Annotated in this window: 20 protein-coding genes; 16 read left to right on the top strand and 4 right to left on the bottom strand. The window is 69.2% G+C overall.

Going from position 1 to position 18,666, the window contains the following annotated elements; all coding sequences use genetic code 11:
• Positions 1-93: 93 nt before the first annotated feature.
• The 3 genes from ACFY0U_RS29735 to ACFY0U_RS29725 are packed head-to-tail and all read left to right on the top strand — an operon-like array spanning position 94 to position 1,232.
• On the top strand, positions 94-615 hold the full coding sequence (locus ACFY0U_RS29735; RefSeq protein ID WP_388641050.1) for a DinB family protein: 522 nt from the start codon (positions 94-96) through the stop codon (positions 613-615).
• 27 nt (positions 616-642) lie between these two features.
• A complete protein-coding gene (locus tag ACFY0U_RS29730; RefSeq protein WP_388641048.1) occupies positions 643-1,029 on the top strand; it encodes a hypothetical protein in 387 nt (128 codons plus the stop codon).
• The gene (locus ACFY0U_RS29725) at positions 1,017-1,232 is read left to right on the top strand and encodes a hypothetical protein (RefSeq protein WP_388641047.1); all 216 of its coding nucleotides are present in this window, start codon (positions 1,017-1,019) and stop codon (positions 1,230-1,232) included. Before ACFY0U_RS29730 ends, ACFY0U_RS29725 begins: the two co-directional genes overlap by 13 nt.
• 157 nt (positions 1,233-1,389) lie before the next feature.
• On the opposite strand, the gene ACFY0U_RS29720 is transcribed toward ACFY0U_RS29725, so the two are convergent.
• Positions 1,390-1,692 (bottom strand): hypothetical protein, encoded by a 303-nt coding sequence (locus tag ACFY0U_RS29720; RefSeq protein WP_388641045.1) that lies wholly within the window; start codon positions 1,690-1,692, stop codon positions 1,390-1,392.
• A gap of 29 nt (positions 1,693-1,721) precedes the next feature.
• Between ACFY0U_RS29720 and ACFY0U_RS29715 the strand changes: the two genes are divergently transcribed.
• The gene (locus tag ACFY0U_RS29715) at positions 1,722-1,961 is read left to right on the top strand and encodes a hypothetical protein (RefSeq protein ID WP_388641044.1); all 240 of its coding nucleotides are present in this window, start codon (positions 1,722-1,724) and stop codon (positions 1,959-1,961) included.
• A gap of 141 nt (positions 1,962-2,102) precedes the next feature.
• Positions 2,103-3,293, top strand: a complete 1,191-nt coding sequence (locus ACFY0U_RS29710) for a DUF2235 domain-containing protein (protein WP_388641042.1) — start codon at positions 2,103-2,105, stop codon at positions 3,291-3,293.
• Positions 3,294-3,364: 71 nt separating this feature from the next.
• Here ACFY0U_RS29710 and ACFY0U_RS29705 read toward each other — a convergent pair whose 3' ends face one another.
• The gene (locus tag ACFY0U_RS29705; protein WP_388641041.1) at positions 3,365-4,225 is read right to left on the bottom strand and encodes a nuclease; all 861 of its coding nucleotides are present in this window, start codon (positions 4,223-4,225) and stop codon (positions 3,365-3,367) included.
• Positions 4,226-4,584: 359 nt separating this feature from the next.
• Here ACFY0U_RS29705 and ACFY0U_RS29700 point away from each other — a divergent pair, with 359 nt between their 5' ends.
• The 6 genes from ACFY0U_RS29700 (at position 4,585) to ACFY0U_RS29675 (ending at position 8,497) form a co-directional block, all read left to right on the top strand.
• Positions 4,585-4,788, top strand: a complete 204-nt coding sequence (locus ACFY0U_RS29700; protein WP_388641039.1) for a hypothetical protein — start codon at positions 4,585-4,587, stop codon at positions 4,786-4,788.
• 386 nt (positions 4,789-5,174) lie between these two features.
• The gene (locus ACFY0U_RS29695; RefSeq protein ID WP_388641038.1) at positions 5,175-5,522 is read left to right on the top strand and encodes a hypothetical protein; all 348 of its coding nucleotides are present in this window, start codon (positions 5,175-5,177) and stop codon (positions 5,520-5,522) included.
• 108 nt (positions 5,523-5,630) lie between these two features.
• On the top strand, positions 5,631-6,470 hold the full coding sequence (locus ACFY0U_RS29690; RefSeq protein ID WP_388641037.1) for a helix-turn-helix domain-containing protein: 840 nt from the start codon (positions 5,631-5,633) through the stop codon (positions 6,468-6,470).
• 68 nt (positions 6,471-6,538) lie between these two features.
• Positions 6,539-7,120, top strand: coding sequence for a dihydrofolate reductase family protein (locus ACFY0U_RS29685; protein ID WP_388641035.1), 582 nt, complete (start codon positions 6,539-6,541; stop codon positions 7,118-7,120).
• Positions 7,121-7,209: 89 nt separating this feature from the next.
• Positions 7,210-7,656, top strand: a complete 447-nt coding sequence (locus ACFY0U_RS29680; protein WP_388641034.1) for a hypothetical protein — start codon at positions 7,210-7,212, stop codon at positions 7,654-7,656.
• A 193-nt stretch (positions 7,657-7,849) separates the two neighbouring features.
• Positions 7,850-8,497, top strand: a complete 648-nt coding sequence (locus tag ACFY0U_RS29675; protein ID WP_388641033.1) for a hypothetical protein — start codon at positions 7,850-7,852, stop codon at positions 8,495-8,497.
• 159 nt (positions 8,498-8,656) lie between these two features.
• Here ACFY0U_RS29675 and ACFY0U_RS29670 read toward each other — a convergent pair whose 3' ends face one another.
• Positions 8,657-9,631, bottom strand: a complete 975-nt coding sequence (locus tag ACFY0U_RS29670) for a helix-turn-helix transcriptional regulator (RefSeq protein ID WP_388641031.1) — start codon at positions 9,629-9,631, stop codon at positions 8,657-8,659.
• Between the two features lie 136 nt (positions 9,632-9,767).
• Between ACFY0U_RS29670 and ACFY0U_RS29665 the strand changes: the two genes are divergently transcribed.
• The 4 genes from ACFY0U_RS29665 to ACFY0U_RS29650 all read left to right on the top strand — a co-directional run bounded on the left by ACFY0U_RS29665 (position 9,768) and on the right by ACFY0U_RS29650 (position 16,737).
• Complete coding sequence (locus ACFY0U_RS29665) at positions 9,768-10,163, top strand: RidA family protein (RefSeq protein ID WP_388641454.1); 396 nt, start codon at positions 9,768-9,770, stop codon at positions 10,161-10,163.
• A 117-nt stretch (positions 10,164-10,280) separates the two neighbouring features.
• Positions 10,281-13,295 (top strand): glycosyl hydrolase, encoded by a 3,015-nt coding sequence (locus ACFY0U_RS29660; protein ID WP_388641029.1) that lies wholly within the window; start codon positions 10,281-10,283, stop codon positions 13,293-13,295.
• A gap of 152 nt (positions 13,296-13,447) precedes the next feature.
• Positions 13,448-15,061, top strand: coding sequence for a phospholipase D-like domain-containing protein (locus tag ACFY0U_RS29655; RefSeq protein ID WP_388641028.1), 1,614 nt, complete (start codon positions 13,448-13,450; stop codon positions 15,059-15,061).
• A 224-nt stretch (positions 15,062-15,285) separates the two neighbouring features.
• On the top strand, positions 15,286-16,737 hold the full coding sequence (locus tag ACFY0U_RS29650; RefSeq protein WP_388641026.1) for a M6 family metalloprotease domain-containing protein: 1,452 nt from the start codon (positions 15,286-15,288) through the stop codon (positions 16,735-16,737).
• A gap of 518 nt (positions 16,738-17,255) precedes the next feature.
• On the opposite strand, the gene ACFY0U_RS29645 is transcribed toward ACFY0U_RS29650, so the two are convergent.
• The gene (locus tag ACFY0U_RS29645) at positions 17,256-17,765 is read right to left on the bottom strand and encodes an NUDIX domain-containing protein (protein ID WP_388641452.1); all 510 of its coding nucleotides are present in this window, start codon (positions 17,763-17,765) and stop codon (positions 17,256-17,258) included.
• A 190-nt stretch (positions 17,766-17,955) separates the two neighbouring features.
• Here ACFY0U_RS29645 and ACFY0U_RS29640 point away from each other — a divergent pair, with 190 nt between their 5' ends.
• Entirely contained in the window at positions 17,956-18,567 is a 612-nt protein-coding gene (locus ACFY0U_RS29640) for a glyoxalase (protein WP_388641025.1), read from the top strand.
• The last annotated feature ends 99 nt before the right edge of the window (positions 18,568-18,666 follow it).

Genomic DNA, 18,666 nt, shown 5'->3' with positions numbered 1-18,666 from the left:
CGGTCTCGGGTGCCCCACCCCAACTGCGCAGCCAGATGGGCAGGTAGGCCAATCCCCTGCCCGCCCGCGGTGATTCGGGGATCCTGGGTAGCCGTGACCAAGAATCTGAGCGACAACTCTCCGGGCAGCGAGGTCAGGGCGCTTCTTCGCGCCTTGGACGGGCAACGGCGCCACGTTCTGGGCATCCTCGACGGGCTCGATGCGCAGGATCTACGGCGGACCGTGCTGCCTTCCGGATGGCACTGCCTGGGGCTGGTCCAGCACCTCGCGCTGGACGTCGAGCGGTTCTGGTTCCGCGCGGTCGTCGCCGGGGACGAGGAGGTCATCCGTGGCCTGACGAGCGGCGATGAGGCGTGGACCGTAGCCCCGGAGATCCCGGCCGCCGACGTGCTCGACCGATACCGGCAGGAGGCAGAAGCCGCCGATGCCGTCATCACCGCCGCCCCCGCCGACGCCGCGTTGGCCTGGTGGCCCCACGACCTGTTCGGCGAACCGCACCTGCACACCCTGCGCGACGTCCTGCTGCACGTCATCACCGAGACCGCGTGCCACGCCGGCCACCTCGACGCGGCCCGAGAGCTGATGGACGGCCGCCGCTGGCTGGTCCTGACCTGAGAATCCCGAGCCGACCAGGTCAAGTGGATGCTCGCTCGCGACACGGGGAGCGACGCCTCCACCACCCATGCCCTGCTGGCGTACCTCATCGTCCTCGTCGGCATCCTTCTCATCGCCAGGGCGATCATCGGCATGTTCGTCCAGGACCCCGACACCAGTGTCGTCATCGGTGCCACGCCTCTGTCGCTGGCGATCGGACCGACGACGGTGACATACGGCGTCTGGGTCTGTACGCAGCAGCGCGGGCGGCCTCCGCTGTCGCGGCGCCTGGCACGCAATGGCGCGCTGTGCGCCGTGGGGCTGTTCGTCGCCGGGCTGTTCGGGGCCTCGACCCAGCCGGCGTGGGCGTACGGCACCGGTCGACACGGTCCACTTGCCCTTCGGGTCGTACGCCAGGGCAGTTGGGGGCCGTGATCTGGTCGTCGATGTCCTCCGGGGTGGGCCACACCTGTGCTCCGTCCTGCGCCTGGAACATCCGGGTGGTGTCGTCGGCGGCGCAGCACAGCACCAGCGTGCCGTCCGGGCCGAACGCGACGGCGAACACGGCGTTGCCGGGGGTCAGTCGGCTGATCTGGGTGCCGGTGGCCAGCTCCATCACCCGCGCGGACCCGGCCTGATGGTGGTCGCCGCCGAGCCGTTCGTCCACGGCCAGCGCGACCCGGGTGCCGTCCCGGCTGAGGTCGCCCCCGGCGATCAGCGGCCGTTCGACGGTGATCCGCCGGGTGGCCGTGCCGGTTGCCTGATCGAGTACGGCGACCAGGGTGTCGGTGGCCGCTATGAGCTGCCCGTTCGACCGAACTTCACGGTGTTCACCGAGTTCCCCGGGTCCAGCGGCCCTTCCCAGACGGCCGAGCCGGCCGAGCTGTCCCGCAACAGGACCGTCTCGAAGTCGGCCACCACGAGCTTGCTGTCGTCGGGGCTGAAGGCGACGCGGGTGACGGATCCGTCGACGGGCACGTCCAACGCGGCGCCGATACCGACCGTGCGCACCCGCAGCAACGTATCGCTGCCGCCCCGGACCGTCACGGTCGACGGGACGAGACCGTCGGGATGGTCGAAGCGGTACAGCGCGTACATGTTGGCGCCTGTGAGCTGGATGACCGGGAGTGTTCGGCGACGAGTTCGACGGCGACGTCACCGTCCTGGAGGCCGACGGGCTGCTCCATCGCGAGGGCCACGTCACCGGCCGGGAGCGCATGTCCAATTCGGCGCCACAGCGCACAGCAGGCCGTCTGCGCTTGCTGCAACTCACCAGCCTAGCCGGATTGTCGACACTCGCCGCATCGACCAGCGGCTCCTCGATCGCCGATCGCCTCCCCTCGACTCGACTTGTTGACCTCAGGTGATCAAGACGCGACGCGCGGTCACCGGCGTAGGGGAAGAGCGGTGTGGCGAGGAGTGCCTCGCGTGGCGGCCTCCCGGGTGCGGTGACAGCATGGTGGTGGTGTGCTGTGCACCGCTCCGCGCTCTCGCGAGGAGGACTGATCATGGCCAAGCGCCTGGTCGTGTGCTGCGACGGCACCTGGAACTTTGCCGACCAGCCGAGCAAAACCAATGTCGCCAAGGTCGCCCTGGCCCTGCGCCCGGGATCCGCCGGTGGGAAAGAACAACGCGTCTACTACCACAGCGGCGTTGGCACCCAGCGGCGGGAGCGGCTGCGGGGCGGGGCGCTCGGCGTGGGCCTGTCCCGCAACGTCGTCGCCGCCTACCGGTTCCTCGTCGAGACGTACGAACCCGACGACCAGCTGTTCCTGTTCGGCTTCAGCCGGGGCGCGTTCACCGCGCGCAGCCTGGTCGGGCTGTTGCGCAACTGCGGTGTGCTGCGGCGGGATCACATCGACCGGATCCCGGAGGCGTGGGCGCTGTACCGGGACCGGATCGAGCAACCGAACGGCGCGGCGGCCACGTTGTTCCGCCGCTCGTACGCGCGCGAGACGGAGATCCGCTTCATCGGTGTGTGGGACACGGTCGGCGCACTCGGCATCCCGGTCCCGGACACGGCCTGGCTGCGTCCGGCGGCGGACCGGTTCAACCGGCGCTGGGCGTTCCACAACACCGAGTTGAGCAGCTGGGTCAGGTCCGCCTTCCACGCCCTGGCCATCGACGAGCAGCGCTCGGCGTTCCGGCCGACCCTGTGGCATCAGCAGCCCGGTGCCGACCGGGAGGGCCAGGAGCTCAAGCAGGTCTGGTTCGCCGGGGTGCACTGCGATGTCGGCGGCAGCTACAAGGACGCGGGCCTCTCCGACATCGCCCTGTTGTGGATGGTCGACCAGGCCCGCAGGTACGGCCTTGAGTTCGACAACGATCTGCTCGGCGAGGCCGGTCCGAAAGTGATGAAACCGCAGGAGAGCATCGACTTCCGAGTACGGCCCGACGGTGCGGGCCTGCTGCACAACTCCCGGACGGGCATGTACCGACTGTCCAAGCCGCTGCATCGGCCCCTGGGCGCGGCGGTCGACGACAAGGGCGAGCCCGACGGGAACGAGTTCCTCGCGGTTCCCGCCAAGGAGCGCTACGACCGGGACACGGGCTATCGGCCGCAGGAGCTGGAGCATTACCTCGCTCAGGAGCGGGTACGGCTGGAGCCGGTGCTGCTGCCGGGCCTCGCGGCGGGCCTGCCGCCGATCCCGCCGGGAGCGCCGGCCGACACCTCCCAAGGCTTCCACCGCGCCCCGTGACCTCACGATGCGGCCCGTCCGAGCGCGAAGGAGCCAGCCCGACGGTTTCGCGCAGACCGTAGGGCATGGGGTCAGGCATCCTCGAACAGCAGGTCGTCGGACGGATGCGTCATCCGTACGGTCTGACCGTTCGTGACCTCCACGACCTTGTGCAGGCCCACGCAGCGCTCGCCGGTGGAGAGGATGGAGTAGCGGTCCCTGACACCGGCCAGGTAGGCCGGCACGCAGGTCACGGGCATGTTGAGCGCGAGGTAGTCGACCAAGCGGCGGAACAGCTTCGGCAGCAGCACGGCCTCGTCGGTCAGGGTCGCCAGACCGGTGATCTTCGCGCCGGTCGTGGTGACATCGCTCGGCCACAGGCCCCGCCCCGCCTCGCGGGCCTGCGTCGCCACGGCGGCCATCTCCACCCGCAGACTGGTGAACAGGCTGCGATAGAACGTCGGGTACACCAACCCGCTGGTGAGCAGATGGTGGTTGACCGTCGTCCGCAACACATTGACGTCGACGTCGATCTCCAGGCCACTCATCCCAGGCGGTGTGCCGCGCCCCGCCAGGGCGATGCAGCGACCGTGGACATCGGAACCGCGGGTGAGCACGAAACCGGGAACCGTCTCCGGTGTGGTGGCGGTGACGGTCTCGTCCGGCCGGCGCTGGACGTCTGTGAAACCCAGCCAGTTCAACAGCTCGTCGCGTGCGGCGTGGGCGAACGGCAGCGGCTGGTGGACACGGTTGGCGCCGTAGTGCGTCTCGAGCGCGTCGATCGCGTCCAGCCGCAACTTCGCACGGCCCGCCAGGCTGTGCTCGACGGCGCGGCCCAGCCCGCCGCCGACCAGGCTCCACTGTGAGGGGTCGTCGGCCGTAAAACCGACCGTGTCCCCGTCCGGCTGCGAGCCCTTGACGTCGTAGAAGCCCTTGATGAGCAGCATCGGCATGGCGACTCCTCCGCGGGTTCGACGGCGAATGGGCGCAGATTGCCGCGGCCGAAACCCCTCCCGTACGGCGAGTCAGGACCACCCGCACAGGTCGTCGTCCCCCTACTTCAAATGGTGCGCCTCGAACGGCGGTTCCGCACGTCTTGCCGGGTAGAGGCATCTCGGCCCCTGGGGTGACCGAGGATCCCCCCGCGCCGCCCCCCTCCTCACGGCGGGACTGCCCGGCTGCACATCCTCGACTGATCCGCCCGCCCGGCCTCACCCTTCACCGCGGCGCGCTGATCGAACATCTGTATCGCATGCTCGATATGCTGCTTTCGCGGTGATTTATCCCATCACCCGGAACAGGACTCTGCCCAATGACCACCACTCCCCCGCCCCCGCTCACCGAGCCTGACCCCTCCGCACTGATCTGCCCCGGCGACCGTGTCGGCCTGTGCGCCGGCTGCCAGCGCAAAACCCACCGGTACGGCAGCGGCGGCGAGCCCCTGTGCCGGTGGTGCATGGCCGCGGCGAAGGAGCAGTGGGACTCTCGGGTGCGTTACACCAGCACGCGCGGTTGAGCCGGGCCGCTCGGTCGGGCGAGGAGACACGGATCGCGGCCGGCTGCGGACTTGGAGCTGCCGAAGAGCGCGGTGAGCCGACGCATCGTCAACACGGCAAGGCCACCTACCGCGCGGAGCCCGTGAGCCCGACTGGCGAGGTCGAACTCGAAGTCACCACGATCGGTACAGGTCCGTCGCGCCGATATCCTCATACGCAAATACCACCGCCACGTGCACCTCCCTGTAGTTCCCGCCACGCCCCGGCAGCCGGGCCACCTCCAGCATGCCCCTGCCCCCCCAATCAGGCATTGGCCTGTACATGACTAACTGGGCCGACTAATACCGGTTAGCGTCTTTCCCACTGGATATCCCGGCAGATCAATTGCAGCAGGGGGATTCTTCTCATGCGTATGAGAGCCAAGGTCATAACGACGATCGCGGCAGGACTGCTGGCCGCCGCGGGAATGTCCGCACCCACTGCCGCGGCGACGACCGACCGAGCCATCGCCAACACGTGGGTCGAAACGTGGACCGGCGCGAACATCCGCAGCTGTGCGTCCACCCAGTGCGGCATCAACTACTCGGTCCCCGCCAACTACCAGCTCAGCGCCATATGCTGGGCACACGGCGAGTGGGTGAGCCAGCATGGCTACTCTCACGACAAGTGGGTCCTGCTCGGCTCGGGTACGAGCTGGATCTGGGGCGGCCTGCTGAAGGGAAGCCAGACGGGCAACGTACCCAACGAATGCTGAACTGCTTTTGAATGGCGAGTTCTCGCCCTGCTTCGAATAGGCAAATTCCACACCCGGAGAACAGCCCGCGGCGCGCGATGCCGGCCGGGCATCGGCGATGCTGTGGGCATGGAGTACGTGTCCAGAGTGCCGCGGCCGCCGCTGGACGGGCTGATCGACGACCTCTACTACCTGGAGGGTGCGCCGCCGTACGCCCGGCTGACACTGCCGCCGAGCCCGGCGGCGCTGCTCATCGTCAACCTCGGTTCGCCGTTCCTCATCCGCGCCGGCACGGACATCGAGACGGCCGAGTACGCCGACGGCTGCGTGGTCACCACGCCCACCCGCGCCTTCGAGTTCGGCTATCCGCCCGGGACCCGGTCCGTCGGCGTCCACGCCAAGCCGTGGGGCCTGGCGCCGTTCCTGTCGATGCCCGCGGCCGAGCTGTGCGACCGGCCGGTGACGATCGAGCAGGTTTGGGGCCGGCCCGCCATCGCCGAGCTGAGAGACCGGCTGGCCACGGCGGACGGACCGCACGAGATGCTGACGCTGCTCGAGGAGGAGCTGATGCGACGGCTGTGCGAGACCGACGGTCTGGGGCTGGTCCGCCATACGAGCAGTGTCATCGCGGCCACCCGCGGGGCGGTGGCGATCGGCGACCTGAGCGTGGCAGCCGGCGTCAGCAGCACTCATCTGGCACAGCGGTTCAAGGAGCTCGTCGGCGTCACGCCGAAGCGGCTGGCCCGCAACTACCGCTTCGCCACCACCGTGCTCTCGATCAACCCCGCCGAACCGATCGACTGGACCGACCTCGCCAGTAGCTCGGGCTACTTCGACCAGGCCCACTTCGGCCACGAGTTCCGGGAGTTCACCGGGCTCACACCGACCCGGTACGTCGAAGTCCGGCGGCGGTTCCTGCGCGAACATCCCGGCCACACACTGGACGGCTGGCCGCTGCCGGCCGATTGATTTCTTACAAGAGCGACAGCTCAACGAGACGCTAATTTGGGGGCACCCCAAAGCAAAGGAGCACCCCCGTGGGCAAGGTGGTCATGTACGCCTCGGTGTCGGTGGACGGCTTCATCGCGGACGACAACGACCAGCCCGGACCGTTGTTCGACTGGTTGACCAGCGGTGACGTCCCATTGGACGAGAGCGGCGTGTTGAAGGTGGCGCAGGTGTCCTACGACTACACCCGGCCGTACTGGGACCGGATCGGGGTGACAATCGCCGGCCGCCACGTGTTCGACCTGACGGACGGCTGGGACGGGAAACCTCCGAGCGGGATCGACCACGTGGTCGTCGTGACGCACCGGCCGCAGCCCGACGGCTGGGACCCCAAGGCGCCGTTTCACTTCGTCGACGGCGTCGAGGCGGCCGTGGCCGAAGCGCAGAAGCTCGCGGGCGACCGCATCGTCGAGGTCGCCGCCGGCGACGTCGGTGGCCAGGTGCTTGCCGCGGACCTGGTCGACGAGGTGCGCATGGACGTCACCCCCGTCGTGTTCGGGTCGGGCAAGCGCTACTTCGGGTCGGTCCACGCGCAGCACCTGTTGGAGGATCCTGACGTGGTGATTCAGGGCAACCGGGTGCTTCACCTGCGCTATCGGGTGCGCCGTTGAACGTACTCATCGACCCCGATGACCTTCACACCGTTCACCCGGCCATAAAACAGGTCGCCGCACAGTGGCTCAGCTCGTAGCCTCCGCCTGTGACTGGGAGAAGTGGGACAGAGGGAGCCTTCAAGAATCGGTGCGCGAACGCCCAGCGGATCCTCGCGTCGCTCACCGGCTACTTCATCAGCCGGATCTCGTTCGAAGCCTTCAGCGAGGACGACTCCATGGAGATCACCATGAGAGACGGGCCGACGAAGCCTGACGTCGTGATCTCCCTCTCCGACCTGCGGTACGTCTCGCTGTCGAAGCCCCCTGAGATCTCCGGGTGCTTCATCGACGCGATCTCCCTGACTCACCTGCCGGTCATGCCACACCCCTGGCCCGAGGACGCGGCCGCCCTCGTCGGCCGGTTCAACGGGTTGAACGAGCTCGCATGGCTGCGTATCAGGGGCCCGGCCGAGCTCGACGTCGTCGCATCGATCGTGACCGTCTATACGGCCGTGAGCGACGACGAGGCAGGACAGGTCAGGGCGCCCAGCTGAGACACCGAGTCCGCCGACCGGCCGGGGAAGCCTCCCTCGGTTCACGCGCACGGGTGTACACGACGTCCAGCACTCGGCCTCTAGGAATGTCCCGTTGGGCCCTGTGAAGTGGCCCGGTGGCCTCATGGGGCACAGGATGGAACCGGCAAAAGCCGCGAACTGTCACATGTGCCGCTGGAAGGGGCTTCACCGCATGAGTGCCGACGTGTCACAGGCAAAGAACCCTTCACAGCGGCGGGGCCGGGCCGTGGCGTCGGCCGTCGGGCTTGTGCTGGCAGCCGTGAGTATGGCTGCGCTCGTCTCGTGCAGTACCGACAGCGACGGTGACGACGCCTCTTCGTTCAGCCCGACCCCTACGGCGGCCGACACGGAGTCGTTCTCCGGCAGCTCGCCGTCCGCCCTGGCCTCGATCGGGGCGTCGGTGAAGGAGTCCGCCAAGGAGGCGGCATCGGCCGCGGCCTCCTCCGCCTCCGCACGGGCCTCCGCGTTCGAGGCTTCGGTGTCCGCCGACGCCGTACGCGCCAATAAGGCGGCACAAGAGGAGCTAGCGGACGTCGAGGGCCGGGGCAACGCGACGGCCGACGTCTCGATGACCGGCCTGCCGCGCGCGGAGACGGGCGGTCTGCTCGCCCTCGTCGTGAACATCGTCAACCGGACGGACGAGACCGCGTCCTACGCGGTCCAGGTCGACTTCCGGGACCCGGACGGCAAGGTCGTCGAGACCCGCTTCGTCGGTGTGCAGGACCTGGAGCCGGGTGACAGGGCGCAGCCGCTGGCCGTCAGCCGCAAGCCCGCCGAGCCGAAACTGACGGCCGAGATCGCCAAGGCCCAGCGCTACTGAGCCGGGCTAGCGGCGGCCAGGTCCAACGGCCGACGCAGGGGAATGGACGGCGTCGACTCAGAGTCCGAGCTGTTCCCAACCCCGCGTGTGGCCCGCAGCGTCTCGTGAACCCGGTATCAGGCTCGATGTCGCTCCGACGACCGGCCACATGCCGTCCACTCACGACGGATCTCCGTAGCGAGTCGCCATCGCGGCGGCGCGGTCGCGCAAGGAGGTGCGCAACGACTGCGGGGCCAGGGCTTCCGCGTCCGTGCCGAGCTGCCACAGCGCCCACTCGGCGTGTTCCGCGTCCTGGAAGGTCACCTCCAGCCGCAGCCGGCCGTCCGCGTCGGGCTCTTCCGCGCGGACGGCCAGCGCGGTGTCCAGCAGGCCCTCCCGTCGCGCCGGGTCCACCCGTACCCGCACGGTGATGTGGTCGCCGCCGGCGAGAAACCGCGCGGAGCGTTCCCGCCAGATCCGGTCCAGATCGACCTGATCCGGTCGCTGTGCCGCTTCGGGGAGTTCCTCGGCGGCCAGCACCCGCGACAGCCGATAGGTGCGGTCCGCGCCAGATCGCGTGGCCAGCAAGTAGCCCCGCTCCCGTACGGTGACCAGACCGATCGGGTCCACCGTGCGCCACTGCGCCGCCTGTCCTGAAGCCGCGTAGTGGATACGCAACTTGTGCCCGCCCAGCACCGCGCGCCGGACCTCGATCATCGTGGTGTCGGGTACCTCGTCAGTGACCAGCCGACGGGAGAGCAGGTCGCTCTCCGGTTCGACGAGAAATCGCTGGACCGCGTCGCTCGCGGTGGTCCGGTGACTTTCGGGCAGCGCGTCGACCACCTTCCGCATCGCCGAAGCGAGCGCCGAGCCGAGGCCGAATGCCTGCTCGCCACGCCCCGATCCGGCGGTCAGCAGGGCAAGAGCCTCGTCGTGGTTCAGTCCGGTGAGCTCGGTCCGGAAGCCGGGCATCAGCGCGAACCCGCCGTGCCTGCCGCGTTCGGCGTAGACCGGGACCCCGGCCGCGGACAGCGCCTCGATGTCGCGCAGCACCGTACGAGTGGACACCTCCAGCTCGCGGGCGAGCGTCTCCGCTGTCAACTGACCGCGCTGGCGCAGGAGAAGCACCAGCGAGACCAACCGGTCGGCGCGCATGCGAGAACGCTAGCCGAAAACGTGACTGAGGGTGTCGTGATTTGTTGGGAGGCTCGTTGACGCGACGTCACAGCTGTCGGCTGCCGAGCCGTCGGACGTACGCACTCCCGACGAATCGATTGGAGCTGACATGGCAGTGGAACGAACGGCGGTCAACCCGGTGACATGGTCGGTGGAGATGGGCTTCAACCAGGGTGAGGTCGTCTCCGGGCACACCCGGACCTTGTACATCTCGGGCCAGACCGCGATGAGCGACGACGGCAAGCCTCAGCATGACGGTGACATGGCCGCACAGTTGGCCCTGAGCATCGACAACCTGGAGGCCGTGCTCGGCGAGGCCGGCATGTCTCTCGCGAACCTCGTCCGGCTCAACGTCTACACGACGGACGTCGATCTGCTGTTCCCGCACTACGGCCTGCTCGCGGCACGGTTGGGCGCCGCCGGGGTGGCGCCGACCACCACGATGCTCGGCGTGGCACGGCTGGCGATCCCCGGCCAGCTGGTCGAGCTCGAGGGAACCGCCGTCGCGTGAGGTGAACTCGCCGTGCGCGAAGAGATGTGGTGCGCCGATCTTGACCCGCCGAGGAACCCAGGCTTAACGTTCCCGCGTTTACAGCGGATTGAAACGTTTCACCCCTGGGGGCGAACCATGCAGAAGCCCATCCCGCAGCGTGGCGGGATATCCCGGCGCGCCATCCTCGCCGCCTCCCTCGCCACAAGCGCCGCCACAGCGCTCACGGCGACAGGCGCGGGGAACGCGGTCGCCGTTCCTCTGACCGGTCATGACCCCCTGTCGGGCGCCTGGTTCGCCACTCCCCCACCCTCGGTGCGCCCCAAGTTCCGCTGGTGGTGGCCGGACGGTCTCATCGACCCGGCGGAGATCGCCCGCGAGATCGACCAGATCGCCGACGCCGGCTTCGGCGGCGCCGAGATCTCCGCCGTCCACCACAGCATCAAGGACAAGTCCGTCCTCGACACCGCACACCATGGCTGGGGCAGCGCTCCCTGGCGTGAGGGCGTCGAGGCCGCCCTGCGCCAGGCCGCCCGCCGCGGTCTGACCGTCGACCTCACCCTCGGTCCCAGCTGGCCCGCAGCCGTCCCCGGCGTCACCCCCGACGACGAGGCGGCCGCCCAGGAACTCGCGTACGGGCGCCTCTCCGTAACCGGCGGCACCACCTACCGGGGCCCGGTGCCCGAACCCGTGCGCGCGGCCGCCGGCGAGGTCACCCGGCGCAGCCTGCTCGCCGTCCAGGCGGCCCGCGTCGAACCCGCCAACGCCACCCGCAAGGAGACCGGTCTCGACCTCGCCAGCGTCCAGGACCTCACCGCCACCGTCGAGGACGGCGCACTGACCTGGACCGCTCCCGCCGAGGGCGACTGGATGCTGATCTCCTACTGGCAGCGCGGCACCGCCCAACAACCCGAGTCGGGCCCGCACTCCGCCCCGGCCGCCTACGTCGTCGACCACTTCAGCCCGGCCGGGACCGCCGCCGTCACCGGCTTCTGGGACCGCTCGATTCTGACCGGCACGGTGCGCCGACTCCTCAAGGCGGCGGGCGGCGCCTTCTTCGAGGACTCCATCGAGCTGGAGACCGACTCCCTCGTGTGGACCTCGGCACTGCCCGACGCCTTCGAAAGGCGCTACGGCCGCTCGCTGCTGCCGTACCTGCCGGCACTCGTCCTGGACAAGAGCAACCAGGTCTTCGCCTTCGAGGCGCAGATCACCCGGCAGATCCGCCACGACTTCTGGGAGACCGTCTCCCACCTCTTCACCACACACCACGTCACCGCCCTGCGGGACTGGGCCCACTCCCTCGGCATGGAACTGCGCGCCCAGCCCTACGGGCTCCAGACCGACGCCATCGCCTCCGCCGCGCTCCTCGACATCGCGGAGGGAGAATCGCTCGGCTTCAAGAACCTCGACGACTACCGCTGCCTGGCGGGCGGACGGGACATGGCGGGGCACACCGTGCTGTCCTGCGAGTCGGGCGCCTACAACGGCTCGGCGTACAGCACGACCTGGGACCGGTTCCTGCGCACCATGGGCGGTGCCTACGCCGCCGGGGTCAACCAGACGGTGGTGCACGGCTTCTCGTACGCGACCGCCCCCGGCGCGAGCTGGCCCGGCTTCGCCGCCTTCAGCCCCTACAACGGCGCGCCCGGCTACGGCGAGTCGTGGGGGCCCAGACAGCCCACCTGGCGGCACGCCGAGGACATCGCCGGATACCTCGCCCGCGTGCACCAGGTTCTCCAGACGGGCACGGCGCGAGCCGACGTCGCCGTCTTCCGCCAGACCGGCTACACCGCCACCGGTATCGGCGCCTCCTGGTTCACCGCGACCGGTGTCCCGCTCGGCTGGACCCACCAGTTCCTCAGCAGCCCGCTGCTCGACCTGCCCACCGCCCGCGTGGCGGACGGCCGCCTGGCTCCTCAAGGCCCCGCCTACAAGGCCCTGTTCGTCGAGGGCGACTTCTTCTACGGGTCCGCCCCGACCCTCGCTCTCGCCGACGCCCGAAAGCTGCTGAGCCTGGCCCGGGCCGGACTGCCCATGGTCCTGCTCGGCGCCTTCGACCAAGCGCTGACCCCCGGCGTTCCCGGTCAGGGCGAGACGGGGCAACTCCGCGAGGTCCTCACGAGCCTCCTCGCTCTCCCCCACGTCAAGTCCGTCTCCGACAAGAGCGCCGTCGGCGACGCCCTCGCCGCCCTCGGCATCGCCCCCGACGTCCGCTACGCCGCCTCCTCCACCCTCCTCAACGCCCACCGCGTGGTCGGTGACACCGACCTGTACTACCTCTGCAACGGCAAGCACGCCGAGACGGTCAAGCCGCCCGTCGCGGCCGTCGACCACGACGTCACCCTGCGCCGCACCCGGCGCGGCACGACCGTCCCCTACCTGCTCGACCCCTGGACGGGAGAGACGACCCGGATCGGCCGCTACACCGAGGACGGCGACACCATCACCGTGCGCGTCGCCCTCGAACCCGGCCAGGCGACCGTCATCGCCCTCGGACGGCCCGGACTGTTCGGGGACCGCAACGGCCACCGGCAGCACGCCGTGGACAGCACCGCCGACCGCGTGCTGTCCACCGACCGCGGCCTGGCCCTCCGCGCCACCAGCGGCGGCACGTACACGACTCGGCTCTCCCACGGCCGTACGGTCACCACCACACTGCCCGCGGTACCGGGCCCGATGACACTCGACCGCTGGCGGCTGAACGTTCAGGACTGGCATCCCGGCACCGAGGCGACCGACACCGCCGTCATCCGGCGCAGCCTCACCCTTGACGCCCTGCTCCCCTGGTCGCAGATCCCCGAACTGGCCGACTCCGCCGGCATCGGCCGCTACCGCACCACCGTGTCCCTGCCCTCCGACTGGACCTCGTCCCACGGCGCCTATCTCGAACTGGGCACCGTCAGCGACACCTTCCGGGTCACGGTCAACGGCACGCGGCTGGCCCCCGCCGACCGACTCCACCCCGTCGTCGACCTCGGCGGACACCTGTGCCCCGGCACCAACGTGATCGAGGTGGAGGTGGCCACACCGCTCATCAACCGCCTCCGCGTCAGCCGGCCCTCCGTCTTCGGTACGGCCACCCGCCAGGCATACGGCCTCTCCGGCCCTGTCCGCCTGGTGCCGTACGCCCAGGGTCCGGTGAGGCGGTGACCTCGATCTAGGAGTCCGTGCTCGGGCTGCACCGGCTGGTCCCATGACGCAGTCTGGGAGTACGGCTCCGCGGATCACCGTGCGTCCGTCCGCGCAGGTTCCCGAGGATTCGCACGGGGACATCATGGTCGGGGGCGAGAGGAGGCGGGGGTATGAAGGTGCAGCGCAGTTCAGGGCCGCTTCATGCGCAGGCCATCGCCGGGAGTCATGTGGTGGTTCTGGGCTTCGACCACGACCGAGCCGCCATCGATGACGTGCTCGGTTTCGGGGTCGAACGGTTCGATCACACCGAGGGCCAGCACCGGTGGCTCGACAATCGCATCCGGTTTCCCCAGGCGAGGCACCGCTGGGGGTCCAACTGGAACCCGTTCCAGACCTTCGTGTGGGGCGACTACCGCGCCAAGCCGGGCCACGTCTACACCTATCGCGTACACACCATGTCCGGCACTCCCGGGGAAGAACTCACCCCGGCATCGACCGTAGAGCTGCGGGTGCAGACCGAGGAGCCGGGCGTACACGGTGTCTGGTTCAACCGTGGTGTGTACGCCTCTCAGGCCTACGCCGAACGCTTCAAGAACCGCCACCCGAAGGACGTGGCCAACCGTGAGGCCTGGCGGTGGCTGTCGCGTGGCCTCGAGGAGGCGCTGCTCTCCTTCATCGGCACCGCTGACGGCGGCCGCTGGAAGCTCCACGCCGCACTGTACGAGTTCGAGTACCTGCCGGTGCTGGAGGCCTTCCGCATAGCCGCGGACGCCGGAGTGGACGTCCGGCTCATAGTGTTCGACCACCCGCACAACCGCGAAGCGGTGGCCGCTGCCGGTATCGACGACCTGGTCGTCACCTGGCGGGCTCGCGCGCAGATCCCGCACAACAAGTTCGTGATCGCGAGCGTCGACGATGAGCCCCGGTCCGTCTGGACCGGGTCGACCAACATCACCGAGAACGGGATCTTCGGTCAGTCGAACGTCGGACACACCGTCACCGAGCCGGCCATCGCCCAGCAGTACCTCAGGTACTGGGAGCGGCTCGTCGCGGACCCCACCCCCGGCACCCTCAACAACTGGGTGGACGCCAACAATCCGATGCCCGATCCCTGGCCCGCGGGCATCACCGTCGTGTTCAGCCCGCACACCCACACGACGGCGCAGGACCGCTACGCCGACCTCCTCGGGTCGGCCCGGGATCTGGCCTGCATCACGTTGCCGTTCAACTTCGATCCCCGCTTCGCCCGCCAACTCCCGGGTGACCACCCCGCACTGCGCTGGCTGCTCTTCGAGAACACGACCATCGCCGACGCGCATCGCACCCTGGTCACCGATCCCGAGACCGAACTCGTGGCCTGCGGTCTGGTCGAAGCGGGCGCGCTCGCGGGCTGGGCGGCCGAACAGGACAACCCGTTCTCCAACAACATCGAGTACCTGCACACGAAGTACCTGCTGATCGACCCGCTCGGCGACGACCCGATCGTGGTCACCGGCTCGGCCAACTTCAGCAACCCCTCCGCGAACAGGAACGACGAGAACATGCTGGTGATCCGCGGGGACCATCGTCTCGCCCAGCTCTATTTCACCGAGTTCTTCCGCCTGTTCAACCACCACCGCTTCCGCGACCTGCTCCGCCTGGCCGCGCGAGAGCCCACGCCCGGCCCCGAGACCGGGGTCGAAGCGCCGGTGCCGCTCGTCGCCGGCCACTGGTCGCACAAGTACTACGAGGAACCGGCGAGGGTGCACCAACGCCGACTGCTCGCCGGCACGCTTCAGGCCTGAGTCCGGCGGGGTACGGGTCCGTCGCTCCCCAAGTGAGTTTGAAGCGTCAACAGCTCAAGGTCCAGGCTCCCACCTGCGTTTGACGAGGCCAGGGGCCGGAGGGAGGCTGGAGAGGTAGAGCACGAACGACGAGCGCACGCATGCGCCCCGCGCAAGGAACCAGTGCGTCCGGCACGGCCTTGCCACCACCTCCGCGATCGTCCTAGTCCAAGGGAGTGGTCGCGATGCGATCCCCCCGTACTCTGCCGTGGAATCCTGCCGCAGCCCGCCCCGGCGCGGGACCCTGCCCGGTCCCACTGGCGCCTCAAGCCCTGGCCCAGCTCTACGCCCGCTACCGCGACCTGACGACCTCGGGCCGCCTGCCGGGCACCACCACCTTCGAGGACTTCTACTACAACTGGCGCTCCGCCCGGCGCGGCACCAAGCGCATCGGACTCGACGACGGCGCCCTCCACGTGGGCCCCAACGCCGACCGCCAGCTCATCACCCGGCCCGCCACGCGTCTGAACGGCCCGATCCACACACTCGTGCTCCTTGTCGACTTCCCCGACCGACCGCACGACCCGAACCGCCGCCCCGGCCATTTCCGCGAGTTGCTGTTCAGTACGGCGTCCCTGCCGACCGGCAGCATGCGCGACTACTACCGCACGGTGAGCGGCTACAACCCGCTCGACGACACCGGCATCGACGTTCGGGGCGAGGTCCGGGGGTGGTTCCGGATGCCACAGCCGCTGTCGTTCTACGCCGACGGCAACTCCGGCCTCGCCGAGGACGGCTTCCCGCGCAACGCCCAGGGGCTGGCCCGGGACGCGGTTCAGATCGCCCTCGCGGAGGGCGTCGACTTCGCGCCCTTCGACGCGCTGGGCGAGCACACGGTCACCGCCCTCTTCCTCGTGCACGCGGGCCGCGGCGCCGAGGAGACCCTCGACCGCGACGACCTGTGGAGCCTGAAGTGGGGCGTACCGGAAGCCATGACGGTCGCGCCCGGCTTGACGGTGGAGACGTTCCTCACCGTGCCCGAGGACTGCGCCATGGGCGTGTGCGCCCACGAGTGGGGTCATCTCGCGGCCCGCTGGGCGGACTACTACGACACCGGTCAACTGGAGGCGACCACATCGAACGGACTCGGCAAGTACTGCCTGATGGCCTCGGGTTCGTGGGGCAACACCGGGCTCACGCCGACGTTCCCCAACGGCATGCTGCGCATGTTCCACGGCTGGGCGGCCGCCCAACGTGTCACGGCGACCACCAAGGACCTGGTGCTACGGCCGTCCGCGGAGGGCGGCGACCTCGTCTTCATCCAGAACGCCGACACGATGGCGGAGACCCAGTACATCCTCGTCGAGTACCGGCGCCGCCGCGGCCAGGACGCGTTCCTCCCCGACTCGGGCATCGCCGTCTACGTCGTCGACGAAGCCATCGAGGACGTCAACGAGGAAGACGCCCTCGCCATCGAGCTGCTTCAGGCCGATGGCAAACGGGACCTTGGGGCGATCTTCAGCCGCGGCAACCAGGGAGACGCGAACGACCTGTATCCCTCCCGGGGCAACACAACCCTCGGCGAGACGACGAACCCCCCGCTCAACCTGCCCGACGGACACTGGTCCGGGGTCACCATCGAGGTCGAGGGGACCCCGGGCGACGAGTCGATGGCCATCGACGTCCGGATCGAGTGACGTCCGAGGGAGCCTTTGTCTCACAAGGTGAGGCAGCCGACCGTACTTGAGAGCGGGGTCGCCAGGCTGTTCGTCGAAGCGCGCCACCCCGACCCCCTCGTACCCCTGCAACCGCTCAAGCGGCCCACGGTCAAGTGGGGCTTCGTCGTCGGATTCGTCACCTTCGGCATGTGCGGCGGCACCACCGTGCTGGTCAGCCTCTACATGCAGGACGTCCTGGGCTACTCGCCGCTGGCGACCGGCTTCGGCTTCCTCGCCGAAGGCGCCACCGCCCTCATCACCGGCACCGTCGCATCGAAGCTGATCGGCTCACTGGGCACACGCCAGACCATGGTCCTGGGACTCCTGGTGCAGGACGTCGGCACCGGCTTCATGGGGCGGACTCCACACCGCAACGCTCACGGCAGGATTCGTCTGCGTCGCCGCCCTGCTCGTCGCACTCGCGAGGTCACCAGGCACCGGTTCCACGGGCCGGCCCAAGCTCCAAAGAGCCAGCGGCTTCGTTCCTCAGACCCAGCTCACGAACACCCTCCCCGCGAAGACACCGGGCCAGCGGACGATGCAAGATACCGATCGAATATCTCCTGGCTATCAGGGGTGAAGGCCCACTGCCGCAGACTCCGCCGCAGTTCGGACTCGGTCAACCACCCGTGCCAGGCCACCTCTCCCGGGTCGGGGGAGACAACCTCCGGAAGCACGGCATCGCACACCCCGAGCCAATGAGGGCTGTGCCCACCCCGGTTGAGGAACTTGAACCGAAGGCACACCGCCGCCCGCGTTCCCAGTTCCTCACCGAGCTCACGAGCAGCCGCCCGCTCATAAGACTCGCCGACTCCCGCAGCGCCCCCGACACCGAGTTCGTAGTGCCCGGGGAAACGCGACAACTCCTCGGCACGCCGATGGACGAGAAAGCGACCTTGCACGTCGCGGCACACCACCACGCCGACCCGGTGCAGCCAGCCCTCCTGGACGGCCTGCCTCCGGCTGACCACTCCCAGCGCTCGGTCCTGAGCATCGACACGTTCCACCAGTTCATCCACGACGCACACCGTCCCAGACACCACTGACACCCGACCGAAATACCCAGAGGATCAGGCCTTTGGCCCCGCGGCGCAAACGCCGCGCGACGCGTGATGCCGACGAGCCCGGCCAGCCGGCCGAGGACACCGGTCAGGATTCGAGAAGCGATGGTCGCTGAGGTTCCCTAGCGTGAAGGACATGACTTCCATCGACTGCATCACCCTTGAGGTGGCCGACCTGGTGGCCGCCGAGCGCTTCTACGCGAACGCCTTCGGCCTGGGCAAAGAGCTGCGGCTGCGGGCATCGGAGGCACCGACCTCCGGTTTCCGCGGGTTCACGCTCTCGCTCGTCGTGTCCCAGCCCTCGATCGTCAACGGACTGGTCGGCGCCGCCCTCGACGCCGGCGCCACCACCCTCAAGCCCGCCAAGAAGTCACTGTGGGGCTACGGGGGCGTCGTGCAGGCCCCGGACGGAACCATCTGGCAGATCGCCACCTCCTCGAAGAAGGACTCCGGCCCGGACAGCCGGCAGATCGACGAGATCGTCCTGCTCCTGGGTGTCTCGGACATGGCCGCGAGCAAGCGGTTCTACGTCGACCGTGGTCTCACCGTGGCGAAGAGCTTCGGCAGCAAGTACGTCGAGTTCGACTCCTCGTCGAGCCCGGTCAAGCTCTCCCTGTACGGCCATCGCGGCCTCGCCAAGGTCGCCGGCGTCCCTCCGGAGGGCACCGGATCGCATCGGATCGCCATCGGCAGCGACGCCGGACCCTTCACCGACCCGGACGGATTCGCTTGGGAGCCTGTGGCATGAGGTCGCGAACCCTGGCTCGCGCTCATCAGCTCCATGACGGCTGCTGAACTGTCGCGCGCCTAGGGATGTGGGCCCCGGGCGGCACGGACCGCGGTCGGC

This window comes from Streptomyces sp. NPDC001536, from assembly GCF_042894505.1.
Classification (GTDB): domain Bacteria; phylum Actinomycetota; class Actinomycetes; order Streptomycetales; family Streptomycetaceae; genus Streptomyces.
This window is presented reverse-complemented; position numbering and strand designations above follow the sequence as displayed.